This window comes from Pseudoalteromonas sp. 19-MNA-CIBAN-0066, assembly GCF_040308705.1.
In the GTDB taxonomy this organism is placed as follows: Bacteria; Pseudomonadota; Gammaproteobacteria; order Enterobacterales; family Alteromonadaceae; genus Pseudoalteromonas; species Pseudoalteromonas nigrifaciens.
The window spans coordinates 1-259 of the sequence record NZ_JBEONZ010000278.1 but is presented as its reverse complement, the minus strand read 5'-3'; the positions used below and the strand labels follow the sequence as shown (position 1 = coordinate 259).

At 41.7% G+C, this 259-nt stretch carries 1 protein-coding gene; it reads right to left on the bottom strand.

The window, feature by feature from the left end; translation table 11 throughout:
• A partial coding sequence (locus AAEZ18_RS19135; RefSeq protein ID WP_352256007.1) for an ATP-binding protein occupies positions 1 to 259 on the bottom strand: 259 nt, incomplete at both ends.

The window sequence follows — 259 nt, the reverse complement described above, 5'->3', positions numbered from 1 at the left end:
GAAGTGCTGCGGCCTCACCAACAAATATAGCTTCTCGTCTTGTCAGGGCTGATAACATTTTGGTTAAACCGCTTAAGCTATCAGGTAAAAACTTTGATACATGTTCTTGATCACTGGAATTCGACAACCTAAGAACAATCCAAGAGTTACACTGAGAAAGAACTGTACTTTCAACATCCGAAGGCCTTTGAGAAATAAGACCTAGTCCTAGCCCGTATTTCCGACCTTCTTTTGCAATACGACGAATAGCATCTTGAGC